24 protein-coding genes are annotated in these 20,645 nt (G+C 67.1%); 4 read left to right on the top strand and 20 right to left on the bottom strand.

Annotated elements, in window-relative coordinates; translation table 11 throughout:
- Positions 1-55: 55 nt before the first annotated feature.
- Positions 56-277, bottom strand: coding sequence for a DUF3046 domain-containing protein (locus tag AC3A4M_RS18410; RefSeq protein ID WP_139006003.1), 222 nt, complete (start codon positions 275-277; stop codon positions 56-58).
- Between the two features lie 62 nt (positions 278-339).
- Between AC3A4M_RS18410 and AC3A4M_RS18405 the strand changes: the two genes are divergently transcribed.
- Positions 340-834 (top strand): MarR family winged helix-turn-helix transcriptional regulator, encoded by a 495-nt coding sequence (locus AC3A4M_RS18405; protein WP_169996361.1) that lies wholly within the window; start codon positions 340-342, stop codon positions 832-834.
- A gap of 95 nt (positions 835-929) precedes the next feature.
- On the opposite strand, the gene AC3A4M_RS18400 is transcribed toward AC3A4M_RS18405, so the two are convergent.
- From AC3A4M_RS18400 to dapA, 6 genes are all read right to left on the bottom strand, one after another.
- Positions 930-1,370, bottom strand: coding sequence for a helix-turn-helix domain-containing protein (locus AC3A4M_RS18400; protein ID WP_074702696.1), 441 nt, complete (start codon positions 1,368-1,370; stop codon positions 930-932).
- 142 nt (positions 1,371-1,512) lie between these two features.
- Positions 1,513-2,013, bottom strand: coding sequence for a CinA family protein (locus tag AC3A4M_RS18395; RefSeq protein ID WP_498737540.1), 501 nt, complete (start codon positions 2,011-2,013; stop codon positions 1,513-1,515).
- Positions 2,010-2,609, bottom strand: a complete 600-nt coding sequence (gene pgsA / locus AC3A4M_RS18390) for a CDP-diacylglycerol--glycerol-3-phosphate 3-phosphatidyltransferase (protein WP_498728547.1) — start codon at positions 2,607-2,609, stop codon at positions 2,010-2,012. The genes AC3A4M_RS18395 and pgsA overlap by 4 nt, the downstream gene beginning before the upstream one ends.
- A gap of 18 nt (positions 2,610-2,627) precedes the next feature.
- Complete coding sequence (locus AC3A4M_RS18385; protein WP_498737539.1) at positions 2,628-5,468, bottom strand: FtsK/SpoIIIE family DNA translocase; 2,841 nt, start codon at positions 5,466-5,468, stop codon at positions 2,628-2,630.
- 138 nt (positions 5,469-5,606) lie between these two features.
- Positions 5,607-7,298 carry a ribonuclease J gene (locus AC3A4M_RS18380; protein WP_498737537.1) on the bottom strand — a complete coding sequence of 564 codons (1,692 nt, stop codon included), beginning with the start codon at positions 7,296-7,298 and terminating at the stop codon, positions 5,607-5,609.
- 8 nt (positions 7,299-7,306) lie between these two features.
- Positions 7,307-8,218, bottom strand: coding sequence for a 4-hydroxy-tetrahydrodipicolinate synthase (gene dapA / locus AC3A4M_RS18375; protein WP_498728550.1), 912 nt, complete (start codon positions 8,216-8,218; stop codon positions 7,307-7,309).
- Positions 8,219-8,357: 139 nt separating this feature from the next.
- Here dapA and AC3A4M_RS18370 point away from each other — a divergent pair, with 139 nt between their 5' ends.
- Positions 8,358-9,560, top strand: coding sequence for a heparan-alpha-glucosaminide N-acetyltransferase domain-containing protein (locus tag AC3A4M_RS18370; protein ID WP_498737535.1), 1,203 nt, complete (start codon positions 8,358-8,360; stop codon positions 9,558-9,560).
- A gap of 28 nt (positions 9,561-9,588) precedes the next feature.
- Here the strand turns inward: AC3A4M_RS18370 and AC3A4M_RS18365 are convergent, their stop codons facing one another.
- Genes AC3A4M_RS18365 through AC3A4M_RS18305 form a run of 13 tightly spaced genes read right to left on the bottom strand, consistent with a single transcriptional unit; the run spans position 9,589 to position 19,063 of the window.
- A complete protein-coding gene (locus AC3A4M_RS18365) occupies positions 9,589-9,939 on the bottom strand; it encodes a GNAT family N-acetyltransferase (protein ID WP_498737613.1) in 351 nt (116 codons plus the stop codon).
- 6 nt (positions 9,940-9,945) lie between these two features.
- Positions 9,946-10,134, bottom strand: coding sequence for a hypothetical protein (locus tag AC3A4M_RS18360; protein WP_498737533.1), 189 nt, complete (start codon positions 10,132-10,134; stop codon positions 9,946-9,948).
- Between the two features lie 14 nt (positions 10,135-10,148).
- The gene (locus AC3A4M_RS18355) at positions 10,149-10,637 is read right to left on the bottom strand and encodes a tetratricopeptide repeat protein (RefSeq protein WP_498737531.1); all 489 of its coding nucleotides are present in this window, start codon (positions 10,635-10,637) and stop codon (positions 10,149-10,151) included.
- Positions 10,630-11,388: a 4-hydroxy-tetrahydrodipicolinate reductase gene (gene dapB / locus AC3A4M_RS18350; protein ID WP_498737530.1), complete on the bottom strand. Its 759-nt coding sequence runs from the start codon at positions 11,386-11,388 to the stop codon at positions 10,630-10,632. Before dapB ends, AC3A4M_RS18355 begins: the two co-directional genes overlap by 8 nt.
- A gap of 16 nt (positions 11,389-11,404) precedes the next feature.
- Entirely contained in the window at positions 11,405-11,836 is a 432-nt protein-coding gene (locus tag AC3A4M_RS18345; RefSeq protein WP_074702705.1) for a molybdenum cofactor biosynthesis protein MoaE, read from the bottom strand.
- A complete protein-coding gene (locus tag AC3A4M_RS18340) occupies positions 11,826-12,467 on the bottom strand; it encodes a MogA/MoaB family molybdenum cofactor biosynthesis protein (RefSeq protein WP_498737528.1) in 642 nt (213 codons plus the stop codon). The genes AC3A4M_RS18345 and AC3A4M_RS18340 overlap by 11 nt, the downstream gene beginning before the upstream one ends.
- Positions 12,464-12,949, bottom strand: coding sequence for a cyclic pyranopterin monophosphate synthase MoaC (moaC, locus tag AC3A4M_RS18335; RefSeq protein WP_498737526.1), 486 nt, complete (start codon positions 12,947-12,949; stop codon positions 12,464-12,466). Before moaC ends, AC3A4M_RS18340 begins: the two co-directional genes overlap by 4 nt.
- Positions 12,937-14,151, bottom strand: coding sequence for a molybdopterin molybdotransferase MoeA (locus AC3A4M_RS18330; RefSeq protein ID WP_498737525.1), 1,215 nt, complete (start codon positions 14,149-14,151; stop codon positions 12,937-12,939). The genes moaC and AC3A4M_RS18330 overlap by 13 nt, the downstream gene beginning before the upstream one ends.
- Positions 14,152-14,180: 29 nt before the next feature.
- The gene (locus AC3A4M_RS18325; protein ID WP_498737523.1) at positions 14,181-15,821 is read right to left on the bottom strand and encodes a molybdopterin-dependent oxidoreductase; all 1,641 of its coding nucleotides are present in this window, start codon (positions 15,819-15,821) and stop codon (positions 14,181-14,183) included.
- A gap of 50 nt (positions 15,822-15,871) precedes the next feature.
- Entirely contained in the window at positions 15,872-16,939 is a 1,068-nt protein-coding gene (locus AC3A4M_RS18320; protein ID WP_498737521.1) for a sulfate/molybdate ABC transporter ATP-binding protein, read from the bottom strand.
- Positions 16,936-17,823 (bottom strand): ABC transporter permease, encoded by an 888-nt coding sequence (locus AC3A4M_RS18315; RefSeq protein ID WP_498737519.1) that lies wholly within the window; start codon positions 17,821-17,823, stop codon positions 16,936-16,938. The genes AC3A4M_RS18320 and AC3A4M_RS18315 overlap by 4 nt, the downstream gene beginning before the upstream one ends.
- On the bottom strand, positions 17,820-18,647 hold the full coding sequence (modA, locus tag AC3A4M_RS18310) for a molybdate ABC transporter substrate-binding protein (RefSeq protein ID WP_498737518.1): 828 nt from the start codon (positions 18,645-18,647) through the stop codon (positions 17,820-17,822). Before modA ends, AC3A4M_RS18315 begins: the two co-directional genes overlap by 4 nt.
- Positions 18,644-19,063 (bottom strand): TOBE domain-containing protein, encoded by a 420-nt coding sequence (locus AC3A4M_RS18305; protein ID WP_498737516.1) that lies wholly within the window; start codon positions 19,061-19,063, stop codon positions 18,644-18,646. Before AC3A4M_RS18305 ends, modA begins: the two co-directional genes overlap by 4 nt.
- Positions 19,064-19,177: 114 nt before the next feature.
- On the opposite strand from AC3A4M_RS18305, the gene moaA reads away from it, so the two are divergent.
- Together moaA and AC3A4M_RS18295 are read left to right on the top strand one after the other, a co-directional pair.
- A complete protein-coding gene (moaA, locus tag AC3A4M_RS18300; protein ID WP_498737514.1) occupies positions 19,178-20,284 on the top strand; it encodes a GTP 3',8-cyclase MoaA in 1,107 nt (368 codons plus the stop codon).
- A 7-nt stretch (positions 20,285-20,291) separates the two neighbouring features.
- Positions 20,292-20,564 (top strand): MoaD/ThiS family protein, encoded by a 273-nt coding sequence (locus AC3A4M_RS18295; RefSeq protein WP_498737513.1) that lies wholly within the window; start codon positions 20,292-20,294, stop codon positions 20,562-20,564.
- Positions 20,565-20,645: the final 81 nt, after the last annotated feature.

Raw genomic sequence — 20,645 nt, 5'->3', positions numbered from 1 at the left:
CGTTCAAAAGCGCTGGTTCGAACACATCTGCGAATTTCTCCTAGGCGTGTCGGAATTAGCGGGAGGGTTTAATGTCGCGGCCCAGACGCCGTTCGGCCGGCACATCCTGCATCTCGCACACAGCCAGCCAGACTGACTTTGGCGGTATGCCCGCTTCGAGAGCAGCCGCGGCGGTCCTCCCGCCGAGGCTTGTCAGGACCAAATCCGAAGCAAGGACGCGCGAATAGCCCGGCCCGAATTCATCATCCATTAGTCGCCAAAAGTCACTTATGCGCACCCTTCCATCCTCTCACGGCGGCGGCTGCGACGGGAGTTCCGCCGCCTCACTACAATGGCTTCATGACCCGACAGGATCCCGCACCGGACGAGACTGGCTTCGACGTCGCAATCGACGCCCTGGAACAACAGCTCAGTCTTCTGTGGCGCCGCGCCCGAGCCAACTCCCATCGCGTGGCACGCCAGGTGCATCCGGACATGGAGCCGGCCGCGTACGGCCTGCTGATGCTGCTGCAGCGGGAAGACTCGATGCGCCTGACCGAGCTGGCAGCCAGCATCGGGGTGGGTAAGCCTTCCGTCAGCCGTCAGGTCGCACTGCTCGAGCAGCTCGGTTTGGTCCAGAAGGAAACGGATCCGTTGGACGCCCGCGCCCAGGCCATTACCTTGACCGAAGCCGGACGGGAGAAGTTGCATTCCGCCCAGACCGCCAGGAAGGCAGCCTTCCATGACCGGCTGGGCGACTGGAGCGTGGATGATCTGACGTCCCTTGCCCAGTTGCTTGACCGCCTCAACGAGTCCTATGCCCATGAACAGCCGGTGGCGCACGACCAACCATGATTCAGGCTGCGCGCCGCGCCGCAGACACAACAATGCGCGCAGCAAAGAACGGGCCGGTTACCTGATCCCAGGTAACCGGCCCGCTTATTGGCTTGTTAGGACCGCGCGGAAGCGAGCCCGCGGCTCAGGCCGTCCGGCAGTTCGTCCGGAATGTCGGCGACAAACTCGCGGGAAAGTTCCTGCGGCACGGTATCCGGTATGACGACACCCTCTGCATCGGCGACACGATCACTGACTTCGCGGAGCATCAGGGAAAGCGGAACATCAAGTGCCGAGCAGATGGACGAGAGAAGCTCTGAAGATGCTTCCTTCTGGCCACGCTCCACTTCGCTAAGGTAACCGAGGGAAACACGGGCGCTGTGTGAAACTTCGCGCAGGGTGCGGCCCTGCCGCTGCCGGACGTCGCGCAAGACGTCACCGATCTCGTGGCGTAGCACTACCATTTTGCGCTCCTTCTGCTCCCGGTGGGATTCTTCCGTCAGACCCACATCACGCCAACGGACGACGCCGTTTACGGACACGGGTTGCTTGACCATCTGTATCGCCTTACTCCCTCAATGCTTGGCGGCTGCTGCCGCTTGTCTCCAGCTTAGGCCAACTACCGTAACAGTTGCTGACACCTTTGATAACTACTGGGCCAATTATTTTGTTCCCGTGACATGAAAGGTGCGGGATAGGTCACCTTTGACCACGCGCCGCCGTGGTCCGCTGGATGGCCTCCAGCAACTGCTCCAAGGCGGCTTCTTCCGCCTGGGCACGGATTTCCGCCCGCCCGCCGCTGAAGGTAAAGGCGACGGCGTCCGAACCGTCGGCGTCGGCAGTTCCAATGAACACGGTGCCTACCGGCTTGCCCCCGTGCGGTTCCGGACCCGCCACACCGGTGGTCGAAACAGCAATGTCGGCGCCAAGGACCCGCCGGGCTCCTTCAGCCATTTGCCTGGCCACATCGGCGTGGACCGCACCCTCTGTGGCCAGCAGGTCCTGATCAACACCGAGCACGCCGGACTTCACCTCGCTCTGGTAGGACACGATGCCGCCCTGCAAGGCAGCCGAGGCGCCTGGAACGGTAGCCAGCGCGGAAGCGATCATTCCGGCGGTCAGCGATTCGGCCGTGCCGATTCTCACGCCGTCCGCCACCGCTGCCAGGACAACCTGCTGCGCCAGCGTATGCTCGTTCACTTTCCGGCCTCTCGCCGAGCCCCGGACCGCAGCCGGACGGCTTTGAGAACATAGTCGACGCCGGTCACCACCGTGACCAGCACCGCCACCAACATGACAATAAAGGCGATCCAGACCGCCCACTCCCCCAGCCAGGTTCCCAGTGGCAGCAGATACAGGAAGATGGCAAGGGTCTGGAGCACGGTCTTCAGCTTGCCGCCGCGCGACGCCGGCATGACGCCGTACTTGATCACCACGAACCGCAGCAAAGTGATGCCGAGTTCGCGCACCAGGATGACCACGGTGATCCACCAAGGCAACTCGCCGAGGACCGACAGGAGGATCAGGGCGGACCCGATCAGTAGCTTGTCGGCGATCGGATCGGCAATCTTGCCGAAGTTGGTGATCAGCCCCCTGCTGCGGGCCAGGTCGCCGTCCAGTTTGTCCGTGTAGATAGCAACGGCGAAAACGACGACGGCGAGCCACCGGAACAGCCCATGCTCGGCGTTGTCCGCGAGCAGAAGCCAGATGAAGACCGGCACCAGGAGGATGCGCAGCGTCGTCAGGACGTTGGCGATGTTGAGCGTGGGCACCGGATGGGCAGGTGAATCAGTCACGACGCTAAGGTTACCCGTCTATCTGCCGGTCAGGCTCCAGGCATCTTCCGATCCCTGGTCGTCATCGTCGTCGTAATACTCCGTGGCTTGGGCCCTGGCGTCCAGATCTGCCTGGACAAGATCCTCGGGCCCGTCCTGGTCGAAGTTGTGGTTGGCATTGGCGTTGTCGGCGAGAGCATCCGTCATCGGATCCGCGCCCGGTGCGGCGGCTGCCGGAACATCGTCGCCGCGGATCGCAGCCAGCGTCACGGCGAGGTCGTCCGGCTTCACCAGCACGTCGCGGGCCTTCGAGCCTTCGGACGGTCCCACCACGCCGCGGGACTCGAGCAGGTCCATTAATCGCCCGGCCTTGGCGAAACCGACCCGGAGCTTACGCTGGAGCATCGAGGTGGAGCCGAACTGCGTGGTCACGACCAGCTCGGTGGCCTGCAGCAGCACCTCCAGGTCATCCCCGATGTCGTCGTCGATCTGCTTCTTGGGCGCCTCGACGGCGACATCCTCGCGGTACACCGCCTGCAGCTGGCTCTTGACGTGTTCGACAACCTTGTGGATCTCGGTCTCGCTGACCCAGGCGCCCTGGACGCGCATGGGCTTGTTTGCTCCCATCGGCAGGAAGAGCGCGTCGCCCTGGCCAATCAGCTTTTCGGCGCCCGGCTGGTCCAGCACCACGCGGGAGTCGGTGACCGACGACGTGGCAAACGCCATGCGGGAGGGCACGTTGGCCTTGATCAGGCCGGTCACGACATCGACCGAAGGGCGCTGCGTGGCGAGCACCAAGTGGATGCCGGCAGCGCGGGCCAGCTGGGTGATCCGGACGATGGAATCTTCCACGTCACGGGGGGCGACCATCATCAGGTCGGCAAGCTCGTCCACGATCACCAGCAGGTACGGGTACGGCTTGACGATCCGCTTGGAGCCTTCCGGCGGGATCACCTTGCCGTTGCGCACGGCCTTGTTGAAGTCGTCGATGTGTTTGTAGCCGAAATTGGCCAGGTCGTCGTAGCGGGTGTCCATTTCGCGGACCACCCACTGCAGCGCTTCGGCGGCCTTTTTCGGGTTGGTGATGATGGGCGTGATCAGGTGCGGGACGCCTTCGTAGGCGGTCAGTTCCACGCGCTTCGGATCCACCATGACCATGCGGACCTCGTCCGGCGTCGAGCGCATCAGGATCGAGGTGACCATGGAGTTCACGAACGCGGATTTACCGGCGCCGGTCGCGCCGGCCACGAGCAGGTGGGGCATTTTCGCGAGGTTGGCCACCACGTAGCCGCCCTCGACGTCCTTGCCCACGCCCATGACCATCGGATGGTCCGTCTTGCGCGCGTTGTTGGACCGCAGCACGTCACCGAGCGACACCGTCTCACGGTCCGTGTTCGGGATTTCGATGCCGATGGCGGACTTGCCCGGGATGGGGCTCAGGATCCGGACGTCCGAGCTGGCCACCGCGTAGGAGATGTTCTTGGACAGCGCCGTCACGCGCTCCACCTTGGTGCCCGGCGAGAGTGCGATTTCGTACCGGGTCACGGTCGGGCCGCGGGAGAACCCGGTCACGCGGGCCTCCACCTTGAACTGGTCCAGCGTCTGGGTCAGCGCGGCAACGACCGCGTCGTTGGCCTCGGAGCGTTCCTTGGACGGCGGTCCCGCCGGCAGGTAATCCGAGGGCGGCAGCGTGTACGCCACGTCGCCCGAAAGCTGAAGCTGCTCGGTCCGCTGCGGGATGGGGGTCGCCGGCGGCTGCGGCTGGACCGGGTTGGCCGGGACTGCCGCCACGCTCACGGTCGAGGCAGGGAGCACAACGGGGAGGGCCTCGGTGGCACCCTCCGGCATGAGGCCCTGATCGCGCTTGAGCTTCTCGGCGGCGAGTTCGGACTGGGTGGGACGGCGCACGCCCGGCGGCACCTTAGGGGCGGCCGGTCCCGGCGCTGCAGCACTCGGAGCGTCTTCGTCTTCGATGACGGGAGTCTCGAAGGCCTCGTCGCCGTAGTAGCCCTCGTCATGCTCTTCCTCTTCGGGTGCATGCTTGTCCCGGCCGAACCGGCGCTTCCGGGGCTTCTTGGCCTTCGGCTCGCTCCGGTCCGATTCATAGAGGTAGCTCTGGTCATGGCCGTTGGCCGTGACCTCGTTGAGGTCCTGGCCCATGAGGCCCTCGTAAAGGGCGCGAAGCCGGGCCGGGATATGCCGGAACGGCGTGGCGGTAACGATGAGCAGGCTGACGAAGGCCAGCAAAGAGTAGACCGCAACCGCGAGCCACATGTTGATGGTGGCGAGCGGCGAAGAGATGAGGAAACCGACCATGCCGCCGGCCGCCCACAGCGCATCCAGTCCGTCGGCGAGGCCGGGCTCGCCGCCGATGACGTGTGCCAGGGCTGATCCGGACAGCGTCATCAGAGTCAGCCCGATGGCGATCCGGTTGTTTCCGCGGGCATCCTCCGGGGAGCGCATCAGGCGCACGGTGAAGATCAGCAGGAAAACGGGCAGCAGCAATGCCATCCAGCCGAACGTCCCGCCGGCCACAGCGTGGACGACGTCGGCGAAACCGCCGGTTAGGGCCCACCATTCAACCGCCGCGATGACCACGGCCAGCAGGAGCATGAAGAAACCAGTACCGTCGCGGCGCAGTTCCTTGTCCGGGTGCACATCCGGTCCGAGTTTGCGGATGCCCGCCGCGACGATGTGCGCGGTACCCATCCAAGCGCCGCGGACCATCCTCAACGGCAGCGGAAGGTGGTCCTCCGGCTGCACATTGAGAGCTTTGGTTTTGGCCGCGCCGCGTCCCGCAGTAGAGCGCGAAGCACTGCCTGAGTTCTTACCGCGCGACTGCTGGGTGCCTTTTTTGGCAGGAGAAGTACGAGTCGCCATATCGGATACGTTACCCGCAAAGGCCAGGCAACTGGGGGATTTGCCGTCCAGCGCGAGCAGGTGTCAGCCGAATCACGGGCGCGCCGGGCGCACCGACTGCAGCACTGGCGGCGTGCCCCCGGTGCTGCAGAAAGCAGATCAGGCCTCGAGCACGACCGGCACGATCATGGGCCGCCGGCGATGCCGCTTGTTGACCCACGTACCCACGACCCTGCGGACCACCTGCTGCAGCTGGTAGGTGGTGTGCTCCTTCGTCCCGACCACGGCCTCCTCCAGAGCGGCAGTGATTTGGGGCTTGATGTTGTCAAAGACCGCGTCGTCCTCGGCGAAACCGCGCGCATGGATTTCCGGACCGGAGACAATCTTGCCGGTACTGCGGTTGACCACGGTGATCACCGAAATGAAGCCTTCTTCGCCCAGGATCCGGCGGTCCTTCAGGTCCGAGTCGGTTATTTCGCCGATGCTGGAGCCATCCACATAGACGAAGCCGCATTCGACCTGGCCCACGATGCGCGCCTTGCCGTTGACGAGGTCCACCACGCTGCCGTCATCGGCGAGCAGGACATTCTCGTCGGCCACGCCGGTCTGCCGTGCCAGGTTGCCGTTGGCGATCAGGTGGCGCGTTTCGCCGTGGACGGGCATCGCGTTCTTGGGCTTGAGGATGTTGTAGCAATACAGCAGCTCACCGGCAGCGGCATGGCCGGAGACATGGACTTTGGCGGTGCCCTTGTGGATCACCTCGGCACCCAGCTTAAGCAGGCCGTTGATGATCCGGAAGACGGCGTTTTCGTTGCCCGGGATCAACGAGGACGCGAGGATCACGGTGTCGCCCTTGCCCACCTGGATCCGGTGGTCCCCGTTGGCCATCCGCGAGAGGGCAGCCATTGGCTCCCCTTGGGAGCCTGTGGACATAAGCACGATGCGATCATCCGGGAAGTCTTCGACGTTTTTCAGGTCGACAATGATGCCCGGCGGTACGTTGAGGTAGCCCAGCTTCTCGGCGATGGCCATGTTGCGGACCATGGACCGGCCGACAAAAGCTACGTGGCGGCCGTGGGCGGCGGCGGCATCGAGCACCTGCTGGACACGGTGGATGTGCGAAGAGAACGACGCGACGATGATCCGCTTCTGGACCTGCCCGAAGAGCCGTTCCAGCACCGGTCCGATTTCCTTTTCCGCGGTAGTGAACCCGGGGATGTCGGCGTTGGTCGAATCCGACATGAACAGGTCCACGCCTTCTTCGCCAAGCCGGGCGAAGGCACGCAGGTCCGTCAGGCGCCCGTCCAGCGGCAACTGGTCCATCTTGAAGTCGCCGGTGTGCAGCACATTGCCCGCGGCCGTGCGGATGAAAACAGCCAACGCGTCCGGAATGGAGTGGTTGACGGCCACGAATTCGCACTCGAACGGCCCGAACTGCTCGATCTGGCCTTCGGAAACGATCAGCGTGTAGGGCTTGATACGGTGCTCGGTCAGCTTCGCCTCGACCAGTGCCAGCGTCAGCTGGGAACCGATCAGCGGAATGTCCTGGCGCATGCGCAGCAGGTACGGAACCGCGCCGATGTGATCCTCATGCCCGTGGGTCAGGACCACACCGACAATGTCGTCCAGCCGGTCTTCGATATATGAGAAGTCCGGCAGGATCAGATCCACGCCGGGCTGGTGCTCTTCGGGGAAGAGGACACCGCAATCCACAATCAGCAGCTTCGAATTGATCTCGAACACCGCCATGTTCCGGCCGATCTCGCCCAGGCCTCCCAGCGGTACTACCCGCAGGGTACCCTCGGCGAGTTTTGGCGGGGTACGTAGCTCTGTAATTGTGGACTCGCTCATACTTTGGATCAGACCTCCAGGTTCCAGCCGGCCTCTTCGAGGTCTGCGCGGATCAGTGCGATCTCGGCGTCGGACGGCTCAACCAGAGGCAAGCGGACTACCGAGTTGGGCAGTACGGACTGCCACTTAAGAATGAGTTTGGATGCGACCGCCCCTTGGATGTGCGTCATGACGGCCCGCTGGACCGGATCCAGCTCAAAGTGCAGCCTGCGCGCAGTCGCCAGATCACCGGCATGCATGGCATCGACCAGGGCGCGGTACTGCGCCGTCGCAACGTGGGCGCTGACCGACACGAGGCCGACGGCACCGGCGGCCATCAGCGGCAACGTCAGCGAGTCATCGCCGGAGTACACATCCAGATCGGTGTTCGCCAGGACGCGCGTGGTCTCCTGGTAGTCCGCCTTGGCATCCTTCAGCGCGACAATGCGCGGGTGTTCGGCCAGCCGGTACAGGGTCTCGGTCTCGATCCGGATGCCGGCGCGGCCGGGGATGTCGTAGACCATTACGGGCAGATCAACCGCATCCGCGATGGCTTCGATGTGCGCCTGGACACCGGCTTGGCTGGGCTTGTTGTAGTACGGCGCGGTGACCAGGAGTCCGTCCACGCCCAGTTTCGCCGCTTCCTGGGACAGACGGATGGAGTGCCGTGTGTCGTTGGTGGTGGAGCCGGCGATGACCTTTGCACGTCCGCCTACTGCGTCGACCACTGCCCGGAACATGCCAAGGTTTTCCTCGTCGAGCAGAGTGGAGGTCTCCCCCGTGGTCCCGGTGACCACCAGTCCGTCGCAGCCGTCCTCGACGAGCTTCAGGGCCAGCTTTCCAGCGACCTCATAATCCACGTCGCCCTTCTCATTGAAGGGGGTAACCATGGCAGTCACTAAAGATCCGAAGGTGTACTCACGGGAAGAAGACTCAGACATAGACAAAACGTTACCGCGTGGACCTCGGTTTGCCGCAACGGCCCCGGGGAGTTTCGTATCACGGCAGCGCTTACACCTTGCGGCGCTGCGATTGTTACGCCGCAAGCCCCCATACAGAGGGCTGTGAGAATATCGGATTATGGCATCCACACACAGCGGTTCCGCCGGGCAGCGGCTGGCCGGAATCGACGCTGCCCGGGGCCTGGCCCTGCTGGGCATGATGGCCACCCATATCTTTCCGTTGTGGACCGCCGGTGCCAACCCCGAGCCCAGTTTCAGCGGTCTGGTGCTCTCCGGCCGGTCCTCTGCCCTCTTCGCGGTCCTGGCCGGTGTCGGGCTTGGCCTGTTGACCGGCGGCAGCCGCCCGCACAGCGGCCGGTCGCTGCTGGCCGACCGGTCCGGAATCGCGGTGCGCGCGGCCATTATCGCCGTCGTTGGTCTGATGCTTGGCATGCTGAGCGTCAGCATTGCGGTCATCCTCGTCCACTATGCGGTGCTGTTCCTTTGTGCCCTGCCGTTCCTGCAGCTGCGCCTGCCCGTGCTGGCAGCGTGGGCCGGCGGCTGGCTGCTGCTCTCCCCCGTGGCTGCCTATCTGCTGCGCCCGTGGCTGGAAAACACGCTCGGTTTGGAGAGCCTGGGGCACAATCCGATGATTCTCGACGTCTTTATCCCATCCAGGTTCCTGGCCGACATCTTCGTCACCGGGTACTACCCCGTACTGCAGTGGCTCGGCTACATCCTGGTTGGACTTGTCATCGGCCGGCTGGATATCCGCCGCGCCGCGGTCCAGCTGTGGCTGCTTTCCGGCGGCCTGTCGGCAGCGGCGCTGGCCAAGGCCGGCTCGTGGCTCATCATGGACGGCCTGGGCGGCTACCGCCAGTTGGCTTCCACCGAGGCTGCGGAACGCGCGGATTTCGCCCTGATCTACCAGGTGAACCTCAGTTGGGTGGACACGGACGATTCGTGGTGGTGGCTGGGAATCTCCGGCCCGCATTCCGGCACAACCTTCGATCTGCTGCATACCTCCGGTACGGCAGCGGTGGTGCTTGCCATCTGCCTGCTGCTGACCACGAAGAAACCGAATCTGCTGCTGCCGCTCTCGGGCGCCGGTGCCATGACGCTGACCCTGTACACGGTGCATGTCTGGGTCATGAGCCTCATCCCGAAGAATGCGGTCTGGCCCGGGGACAACGAAATTTACTGGGTGCAGGTCATCGTGGCCCTCTCCGTGGGCACGACGCTGCACGTGCTGGACCGGCGCGGACCGTTCGAATTCATCACATCCACCACCTCGAGGGCAACCCGCGACGCCATCCGCGGCGGCCACCGCCAATACAGCTGACACGCGCCACTTCGGCTACGTATCCAGCTTACGACGGCGGCAGCACCTGGGCTGTTTCGGCCGCCAGCAACTGGTACAGATCATGGTCCTGCCACCGGCCGGCGATCCGGAGATACGACGGCGCAGTGCCGTACCGGGCGAAGCCGTTACGCTCCAGGACCCGCTTCGAAGCAGCATTGTGGGGCAAGATCTCGGCTTGGACACGGTGCAGCCCCAGGTCCTCAAAGGCGGTGAGCGCAAGGGATCGGACCGCCGCGGTGGCCAGTCCCCGGCCGTTATGCCCAGCATCCACCCAGTAGCCCATGCTGCATGACTGGAACACTCCCCGGACAATGCCGTTGAGCGTGATGCGGCCCGCAACCTCGCCCGCCCCGTTCAGGATGACTTACGGCAAGCACATACCCTGGCGGTGCTCCTGGAGAATGCCGCGGATAACTCCGCGTTGTCCGTCAGCGGTGAAATACTCATCGGCCCGTACCGGCTCCCAAGGTGCAAGGAACTTCCTGTTGGCGCTCAACAGGTCCGCGAGCACCGCGGCATCCTGCAAGGTGATGAGGCGGGTGGGCCGGTCCATGCGGGAACGCGGTTTCAGCTGCGGCTGAGCTCGATGGCCTTGCGCATGGCTTCGCGGGCGCGCTTGCGGTCCCGGGCGGCATCGTAGGCGCAGGAGAGCCGAAACCAGCTGCGCCAGTCCTCCGGCGCGGCCTCGGCCTCAAGCTTGTACTTTTCGAACTCGGCATCCGCTGCCTCGCGGACGATGCGTCCCCCCGGGGTGCGCGGCAGGTTATCCACCGGCAGCCCGCCCTCAGCCTCAAGGATCTTGGCCAGTTTGGACATGCGCGAGCCGAAGAGGATTTCGCGGATGAGGGCCCAGGCACCTACCGCCGGCAGCACCAGCAGGGCGGCGCCGAGGGCAATCGCCACCGGCTGCGGGTCCTGCAGGAGCAGCCAGGCGCGGTGCACAGTCAGCGCCATGTACGCGAGCAGCAGGAAGATGATGGCCGAGACCCAGATCTTCTCGCCGTGGCGCGAATACCAGGAAGCGGAGCCGGTTCCCGGGCTTGCGGAGTCAGTCATTGAGGTCAAGGTATCCGTCCAGGCCGTAGGTCAATCCCGGATGGGCCGCCACGGCGCGCACGCCCAGCAGGACTCCGGGCATAAAGGAAGCACGGTCAAACGAGTCGTGCCGGATGGTGAGCTGTTCCCCGGGGCCGCCGAGCAGCACTTCCTGGTGCGCCACCAGGCCGCGCAGCCGCACGCTGTGCACCCGCACCCCGTCCACGTCCGCGCCGCGGGCGCCGTCCAGGGACTTGGTGGTGGCGTCGGGGCTGGCGGAAACGCCGGCCTCTTCGCGCGATGCGGCGACCAGTTGCGCGGTGCGTACTGCGGTGCCGGAGGGCGCGTCGACCTTGTCGGGGTGGTGCAGTTCGATGATCTCCACCGATTCGAAGTATCTGGCGGCCTTGGCGGCGAACGCGGAGGCCAGCACCGAGCCCAGCGCGAAGTTCGGCGCGATCAGCACACCGGTTCCCGGGTGCGCTTCCAGCAGTGCCGACAGGTTACGGCGTTTCTGCTCGTCCCAGCCGGTGGTTCCGACAACGGCGTGCATGCCGTGTTCGACGGCGAAACGTACGTTGGCTTCGGTGCTGTCCGGCGTGGTCAGATCCACAACGACCTGCACGCCGGTGCCGACCAGTGAATCCAGGCTGTCCCCGCGCCCCAGTGCCGCCACAAGTTTGAGGTCTTCGGCGGCGTCAACGGCCTTGACCGCCTCTGCGCCCATTCGTCCGCCGGCACCGAGCACGGCCACCGCAAGTTGTTCAGTCATGGTTTCCAGCGTATCGCTACTGGCCGATGCCTACCCATTCGGTACGTCCGTCGGCGAAATGCTGTTCCTTCCAGACCGGTACCCGCTCCTTGACGGTGTCCACCAGTTCCGATGCCGCTGCGAACGCTTCGGCACGGTGCGCGGAGGCGACGGCGGCCACCAGCGCCGGGTCCCCGATCTGCAGCGATCCAATCCGGTGCGCAACCCAGATGCGCACGCCGTCGTACTTCGCTGCAATGTCGGCGGCGACCTCGGCTATCACCCGGCCCGCGCTGGGGTGTGCGGAGTAGCCCAGTGCGGACACCGCTTCCCCGCCGTCGTGGTTGCGGACTACGCCGCTGAAAGTCACGACGGCGCCGCATTCGGGTGACTCCGCTGCGGCCATCGCCTGTGCAGCGTCCAAGGGGGAATCGGCGACCCCTGCGTACAGCACTTCGCTAGTGCCCATGATGCCCTCCGGTTTTGTGGCTGGTGGTGTGGGTGGAGCTCTCCGCGGCGGCCAGGTGTCCGGCACCTTCGTGTCCGGCGCCTTCGTGTCCGGCGTCGCGGCGGCCTTCCAGTTGCGTGCAGATGTGCTCGATCAGCGGCTGCAGTACCGCGAGCCCGTCGCGGACGCCGCCCGGCGAGCCCGGAAGATTGATGATGAAGGTCCCGCCTGCCACCCCTGCCACCCCGCGGCTCAGTGCGGCCAGTGGCGTGTGCGGCCGGCCCGCCGCGCGGATTGCTTCCATGATTCCCGGGACTTCCTTATCCAGGAGCGCAGCGGTGATCTCCGGTGTGCGGTCGTCGCGGGTCAGTCCGGTGCCGCCGCTGGTAATGATGATCCGGACGCCCTCGGCCAGCAGGTCCGCCAGCGCAGCTTTGACCTCGGGGCCGTCCGGGACCACGCGCACGGGCAGCGGCTCGAAGCCTTCGGCGGCCAGCCACTCGGTGATGATCGGCCCGCTGCGGTCCTCATACGTCCCGGCTGCCGCACGGGTGGAGGCGACAACGACGCCGGCGGTACGCCGCGTGCCCGCGCCTCCGATGGTGCTAGCGGTGCTGTTGCTGGCGGTGCCGGTGCTGGGTCCGGTGCTCACAGCGTCCAGTCCCCGCTCTTGCCGCCGGATTTGGCCAGCACCTTGATGTCACCGATGACGGCGTGCTTGTCCACGGCCTTGATCATGTCGTACAGGCTCAGCGCCGCCACCGAGGCCGCGGTGAGCGCCTCCATTTCGACGCCGGTGACTCCGCGGGTGCGTACGGTCGCCTCGATCCGCACCTCGCTGGTGCCGGGGAAGAAGTCCACTGTGACCTTGCTGATGGGCAGCGGGTGGCACAGCGGAATCAGCGACGGCGTCTGCTTCGCGGCCATGATGCCGGCCACACGGCTGACCGCCAGGGCGTCCCCCTTGGGCAGGCCACCGGAGGCCAGCAGGGAGACAACGTCCGCCCGCGTAGCCAGCACTGCCTGGGCGGTGGCTTCACGGGTGGTTTCAGCCTTAGCGCTGACGTCCACCATGTGCGCCGTGCCGTCCTCGCGGACATGGGTCAACCGGTCCTGCTCGCTCATAACAGCCATACTTCCACGTTCCGCCCGGCCGGGACCTCCGTTACGCCGACGGGAAAATGCACCAACGCGTTGGACGCTGCCAGGGCGTGAAGCAGATGCGAGCCGGGACCGCCGATCAAGGTGACGGAGCCGCCGTCGTAATGGCCGCGCCGGATCTGGTGCTTGGCCGCCGGCGACTGGGCCGCCTCGGCCAGCGGCACGTGCAGGATGGTGCGCGGCTCCGGGTCGCCCAGCACCTCGGTGAGCGCCGGACGGAGGAAAGTCTCGAAGGACACCAGCGAACTGACCGGGTTGCCCGGAAAGCCCAGATAGGCCACGCCGGCCACCGTGCCGATGGCCTGGGGTCCGCCGGGCTGCATCGCCACCGGGCCGAACTCCACCTGGTCGCGGGCGAGGGCCTGCTTGACCACTTCAAAGGCACCCTTGCTGATGCCGCCGGAGGTCAGTAACAAATCCGGCTGCTGGCGCTCCAGGTCCTCGTGCAGCCGGGTCAGGAAGTCCTCCGGGGAATCGGCCAGGATCCGGCTGCCGGCCACGTCCGCGCCGGCCTCGGCGAGCCCGGCTGCCAGCAGGGTGGTGTTGGCATCGAAAATCTGTCCGGGAACCAGGGTGCCGCCGGGTGCGATGACCTCGTCGCCGGTGCTCAGCAGCAGCACGCGCAGCCGCGGCCGCACCGCAACCTCCGCGACGCCGAGCGCCGCCAGCAGTCCCAGCTGGGCCGGCTTGAGCCGCGTGCCGGCGGCGAGGGCAAGCGTGCCGGCGACAATGTCACTGCCCTCGGCGCGCACGAACTGGCCGGCCGGAACGCTGGCCGGCAGCCTCACCGTCAGCCCAGGGGCGGGCGTGCGGAAACCATCCGGGTCCGCCTGTTCAATGGGGACGACGGCGTCCGCTCCGGCCGGCAGCATGGCCCCGGTCATGATCGGCGCCGCGAAGCCGGCGGCCAGCGGCGGAGCCGGGTAACCTGCGGCGATGGTTTCGGCCACCGCAAACTCCGGCCGGCCGCCGGCTGCCGCGCTGTCCACCGCGTAGCCGTCCATCTGCGAGTTGGCGAAGGGCGGCAAGCTGACCGGGGCGGTAATGTCCCGGGCCAGGATCCGGTGGCGGGCCTCGAGCAGTCCGACCGTGTCATCCGGCCGGCGGTTGCGTTGCACGGCGGCGCGGACCAGCTCAGTGACCGCCTTGCGGTGCTCAGCTACTGTAGCGGCCACGCCGGACTCCCTTCTCTTCAGGAGCCATCCTAAGCGACGGTCACGCTCACCGTATGCCAGCCGGTGGCTCCATCGGGCACCACCGGGGCGCTCTCGCCGGTCTGGACCATGCCCGCGGCATCGATGGCGCGGACCTGGAGCCGGTGGCGGCCTGCCGGCGCGTTCCACCGGTACCGGTACTGCCGCCAGGTGTCCGCGGAGATGGGGTCGCCCAGTTCGGCCTCCTGCCAGGCGCCGTCGTCGATCCGCAGCTGCACGGCGCTGATGCCGGTGTGCTGGGACCAGGCCACACCGCCGATGTCCACCTCCCCGGGCTCGAGCCGTCCGCCGTTGCGTGGCGTATCGATCCGCGAGCTCATTTTCACCGGTCCCCGGGCACTCCAGCCCCGGGTGGTCCAGTACGCGGTCTCGTCCTCGAAGCGGGTCAGTTTCAGTTCGGTGACCCACTTGGTGGCGGAGACGTAGCCGAAGAGCCCGGGCACCACCAGCCGCACCGGGAAGCCGTGTTCGAGCGGCAGCGGTTGGCCGTTCATGCCGATGGCCAGCAGGGCGTCCCGCTCGTCGGTCAGCACTTCCAGCGGTGTTGAAGCGGTCCAGCCGTCCACGCTGCGCGAGAGCACCATGTCCGCCCCGGTCTGCGGGCGTGCCCTGGCCAGCAAGTCCCGGACCGGCCAGCCCAGCCATTTCGCATTGCCGATCAGGTCGCCGCCCACCGGATTGGAGACGCAGCACAGCGTGATGTACCGCTCCGTCAGCACCTGGCCCGCCAGCTCATCGAAGTCCAGCTCCACTTCCTCGTCGACCATGCCGGTCACGCGCAGCCGCCACTGGTCCACATTGACCACGGGCACCGCGAGGGCAGTGTCGATCCGGTAGAAGTCCGGATTGGGCGTCACGAGCGGCGTGATGCCGGCTATCGGCAGCGTCGCGCCTGCCGGGATCGCTTCCGCAGGATCAGCCGGGGCGGGAAGCCGGAAGGCCTGGCGGAGGCGGGCAGCGCTCTGCTGGGCGCCGCGGATGCTCGAAGCGACGACGGCGGTCAGCGCCGCCGCTGCCGCGGTACCTCCCAGCCACAACAGGAAGGTGCGGCGGGCCGGGTCCTGCCCCGGACCGGCCGGCCGCGACTGAGCGTCGGCGGCTAGGACGCAGCGCCGGACCAGGACCTGCAGCATTACCAGGGCCACGATGCCGGCGACCACCGGGGCGGCCAACGCCAGCTGCTCCGCCTGCGGGCTGGCCAGCACGGCCGCCGCGCCCGCCGCCGCAAAGGCGAGAATGACAGCGCTGCCGGCGAACCGCCGTCGTACTTCGAGCACTCCGGCGAGGCCGCCGAGGGCCGCGATGACCAGCGCCATGGCCACGAAGAACGCGGCCTTGTCCGCCGTCCCGAAGACCGCGATCGCCGCGTCCTTCACCACCGGCGGCAGCACGTCGATGACGGCCGATCCAACCGCAGTCAGCGGCGAGACGGAAGGGCTCAGGAACGCCGCGGCCAGTTCGCCGGCCGCGGTTCCCAGCAGGGCAGCAGCTGCCCCGGCGGCCGCCGCCCATCGGTTCGGCGCAGAGCTGTGTGGCGAGGAACTGTACGGCGCGGATTCGATCGGTGCCGCTTCGTTGGCCGCCGGTTGGTTCGGTGCCCCTCGGTTCGGTGTCCCTGGATTCGGTGCCATCGGGCCTCCAGCCTCGCGGGTTTCTCCGGCGGTTGCGGCGACCGAACGGGTCAGGCGCCCTTGGCCGGATAAATGCTGACCTCCGCCGCCTTCACGGCGAAGAACATGCTGCGGCCCGGGTAGATATCCAATTCGGCCGCGGCAGCAGCCGTGACCTCCGCGGCGAGCTGACCGGCCCGTACCTTTAAGTGTCCGGCGGCCGGCTCCAGATCGTCAACGGTCACCGCCAGCACATTGCGCGGGCTGCCGTGCGGCCGCTCGGCAAAGACGGAGACGGCAGCGGGGCGGAAGGCGGCCACCGCGGACTCCCCCGGTTCCAGCGGCTGGACTGCTGTCCCCGCCACCGGCGATCCTGAGGGAATACCGGGCTGGCCCTCGCCCGCGCGCAGGCCATCCTCGGCCGCCGTGCCGCCGATGACGTTCAGGCCGGCCAGTTCCGCGGTGAAGGCGCTGCGCGGATGCGCGATGAGCTGCTTCGGCGTGCCCTGCTCCACCACGCGGCCGTGTTCCAGGACCAGGACGCGGTCCGCCAGCAGGAGGGCATCGAGAATATCGTGGGTGACGATGACGGCGCGGCGGCCGGCGAGCACCCGCCGGAGCATGCGCCGGATCACCGGAGCCACTGTGGCATCCAGCGCCGCGAGCGGTTCGTCCAGCAGCAGCAGGTTTGGTTCCGCCGCCAATGCCCGGGCGATCGCCACACGCTGGGCCTGTCCGCCGGACAGCTCGGCCGGGCGGCGCGCGGCCAGGTGCGTGGCCTCGGCCTCCGCCAGCCACTCCAGGGCACGCTTCCGGGCGGCCCGCTTCCGGACTCCCTGGCTCCGCGGGCCGAAGGCGACATTCTCAAGCGCGCTCAGCTGGGGGAACAACAGCGCATCCTGGGACAGCAACGCCACCGACCGCCGGTGCGGCGGCAGGACGGTGCCCGATCCGAACAAGGCGCGCCCGTCCAGCACCGCCTCGCCCTGGTCCGGGCGGACCAGCCCCGCGATGATGGCCAGCACGCTGGATTTCCCGGCCCCGTTCGCTCCCATTAGGGCGACGGTCTCGCCGTCGTTCACCCTGAAGCTGACGTCCAGCTGCCGCTCGGCCAAGGCGGCCTGCAGGGTAAAACTCACTGCCTGCCCCCGTTCCGGCGGCCGGTGCGGCCGTAGGTCAGCGCCACAATGACGACGGCGGCCGCGACCAGCAGCATCGAAAGGGCCACGGCGGCGTCCGGATCCGTCTCGCGCTGGAGGTAGATTTCCAGCGGCAAGGTCCGGGTCACGCCGGTCAGGCTGCCGGCAAAGGTCAAGGTGGCACCGAACTCGCCCAGCGCCCGGGCGAAGCACAGCACCGTGCCCGACGCCAGCGCGGGCAGCAGCAGAGGCAGCGTCACCCGGCGCAGCACTGTCGAAGGACGGGCGCCCAGGGTGGCGGCGGCCTGCTCGTAGCGGCTGCCCGCGCTGCGCAGCGACGCTTCAACGCTGAGCACCAGGAACGGCAGCGCAACGAAGCTCTGCGCGAGGACAACGGCCGTGGTGGAGAAGGCGATCTGGATCCCCCAGAGCTCCAAGGTGCTGCCCAGCAGGCCCTGGCGGCCGAAGGTATAGAGCAGGGCCATACCACCGACGACGGGCGGCAGTACCAGCGGCAGCAGGACCAGCGCCCGAAGCAGCTTGCGGCCCGGGAAACTGGAGCGGGCCAGCACCAGTGACAGCGGCGTGCCCAGCAGCAGGCACACCAGGGTGCTGGCGGACGCGGTGCGCAGGCTCAGGCCCAAGGCGGCCAGTGCGCCGTCGCTCGTAATCAACGGCCAGAAACCGGCCCAGTCCACCCGCAGCGCCATGGCCAGCAACGGCAGCAGCACCAGCACGGTTCCGGCCGCGGCGAAGATGAAGACCGCGGCCGGCAGCCCCGTAGTCCCCCGCCGGCCGGACTGCCGCCCCGCCAGGGGCGGCGGCGCGCCGAGGCCGGCTGTTCCGTCCCGTCCGGGGCGTGTGCCGGCTGGACCGATGGTCATGGCCTGCCAAACCCCGCGTCGGTGAGCACACGCTGCCCTTGCTCACCGGTCACATATTCCACGAACTCCCGGGCGAGCTCCTCCCGGCCGGTTCCGGCGGCGCCGGCAGTAACCGCGATCGGGTAGGTCACCGCGGCGTTCGCGGCATGCGGCACGGGGATGGTCCGGACCTTGTCCCCGGCGCGCACGGCGTCGGTCCGGTACACAAAGCCGGCATCCGCCTCGCCCGCGGTCACTTTCCCGAGGACCGCCGTCACCGAATTTTCCTCGCTGACCGGCGCAAGTCCCACGCCGGCGGCCTCGGCCACTTTCCGGGCCGCAGCACCGCACGGCACCTGCGGGGCGCACAGCACCAGCTTCACGTCCGGCCGTTCCAGGTCCGCCAGCGTTTCGATGCCCGCAGGGTTGGCGAACGGCACCACGAGGGCCGGCGTGTTGGTGGCCAGGTCCTGCACGCTGCCGGCAACTCCCCCGGACTCCTCCACGCGCGCCAAGGTGGCTGCGTCCGCCGAGGCAAAGACATCAGCCGGCGCGCCCTCGATGATCTGGGTGGCGAGATCGGCCGATCCGGCAAAGTTCAGGCGCACGGTGCTGCCCTGGACATCGGCCTCGAAGGATTCCGCCAGCGCAGTGAACGGTGCGGCCAGCGACGCGGCCGCATAGACCGTAATGGTGCTCTCCCCCGCGCCTCCTTGACCGGCTGCGCCGTCCGGACCGGTGCCGCAGGCAGCAAGTCCCATGGTTCCCGCCAGCGCCAGCAGTCCTACGGCAAGCCGCCCGGGCCTTGCAGTCCTCCGGCTGGCCTGCTGTACCGTCGATCTCACGGCCGGCCCCTCACTGGCTGGGCGGCCGGCGTCTGCACGATCACGTTAGTTGCCTTCACCACGGCGGTGGCCACCGAGCCGGGTTCCAGCCCCAGCTCGCGGACGGCCTCGGCGCTCATCAGCGATACGACACGGTGCGGGCCGCACTGCAGCTCCACCTGCGCCATCACCGTGTCCATCACCACGGAGGTCACCAGCCCCACAAAGCGGTTCCGGGCCGAACTGCCGGCCGCCGCCAGGTCCGCCGGCAGGGCGGCCTGTTCTTTGGCCAGGGCGGCCAGCTCCGTCCCGGCGACCACGGTCCGCCCGGCGGCATCGCGCTGCCCGGTCAGCGTACCGGCGTCGATCCATCGTCGGACGGTATCGTCACTGACCCCGAGGAAGCGCGCAGCCTCTGTTACTCGTATTTGCGTCACGAACCTAAGCATAGTTCCGCATCTGCGGGTTGAACAGGTGAATGCCAGCTAGCGGCTGTCCACATGGGGAGACGGGGCTCGGCAAGGCACCCGGCGCTGACGTACCCTCGATACATGAGCGTTAATTTGGGGATGCCGCAGGTCGCAGCCGGCGCCCGCGGCACTGCTGCCTTGGCCGCGCGTCCGGTGGATGCCGGCGCCGGGCTGATTGATCGTTTCGGCCGCTCCGCGACAGATCTGCGCATCTCGCTGACGGACAAATGCAATCTGCGCTGCACTTACTGCATGCCGGCCGAGGGTCTCGACTGGCTGAACAAGGAGCAGGTCCTCACGGACACCGAAATCGTCCGGCTGGTGGACATCGCCGTCGACCACCTGGGTGTGCGCGAACTGCGCCTGACCGGCGGAGAGCCCCTCGTGCGCGCCGGATTGACGGACATCATCGCCGGCGTCCGGAACAACCATCCGGATCTGCCGGTGTCGCTGACCACCAACGGCCTCGGACTGGACAAGAAGGCCCGGATACTCAAGGACGCCGGTCTGACCCGCATCAACGTTTCGATGGATTCCCTGCATCCGGAAACCTTCGCCCAGCTCACCCGCCGGCCTTTCCTGGACCGCGTGCTCAAGGGGATCGAAGAAGCACACCGGGTGGGCCTCGGTCTGATCAAGATCAACGCGGTACTGATGCGCGGCATTAACGACCAGGAAGCCGCCGGCCTGCTGGAATGGGCCGTCAGCCACGGCTACGAACTGCGCTTCATCGAGCAAATGCCACTCGACGCAGACCACGGCTGGACCCGGAAAAACATGATTTCGGCCGCCGAGATCCGTGCCCTGCTGGAGCAGGAGTTCGTCCTCACCGCTGATCCGCGGCGCCGTGACGGCGCCCCGGCGGAAAGGTGGGAAGTACGACGGCGCTCTGCCCCCGGCGTCGTAGTCGGCACCGTAGGCATCATCGCCTCGGTTACCGAGCCTTTCTGCGCGGACTGCCGCCGGACCCGGGTCACGGCCGAAGGCAAGGTCCGTTCCTGCCTGTTCTCCCATGAGGAAACTGATCTGCGCGATCTGCTCCGCAGCGGCGCCGGGGACGATGCCGTCGCCGAACGGTGGCGGGAAGCGATGTGGGCCAAACCACGGGCACACGGAATGGACCATACCGGGCTGGGCGCCGAAGACTTCGTCCAGCCCGAGCGAAGCATGAGCGCGATCGGCGGTTGATTTGTTGTTGTTGATCAGATACTTCGGCGCGGCCCAGGCCGCGGCCGGCGTCGAAGAGGAAAAGGTTGTCCTGCCCGAAGGCGGCACCCTGGCCGACGTTTTGGACGTGCTGGTCCGGGAACACCCGCACGCAGGTACAGAGTCCAAGGGTGCACCGGCGCTGGAGTCGGTGATCGCGCGCAGCAGTTTCCTGCGCAACGAGATTGCCTGCAAGGACCGTTCGGCAGTCCTTGAAGATCAGGACATCATCGACATCCTCCCGCCCTTCGCCGGCGGCTAACCACCCGTGTCGAAGGGTGGCCGTCAGGCAGCGTACTTCGGCAGAATCCTCAAACATGAAGGCCCCGTTTCCGGTAACCAG

It is taken from the genome of Arthrobacter sp. Soil_C_60, assembly GCF_057656375.1.
This window is presented reverse-complemented; position numbering and strand designations above follow the sequence as displayed.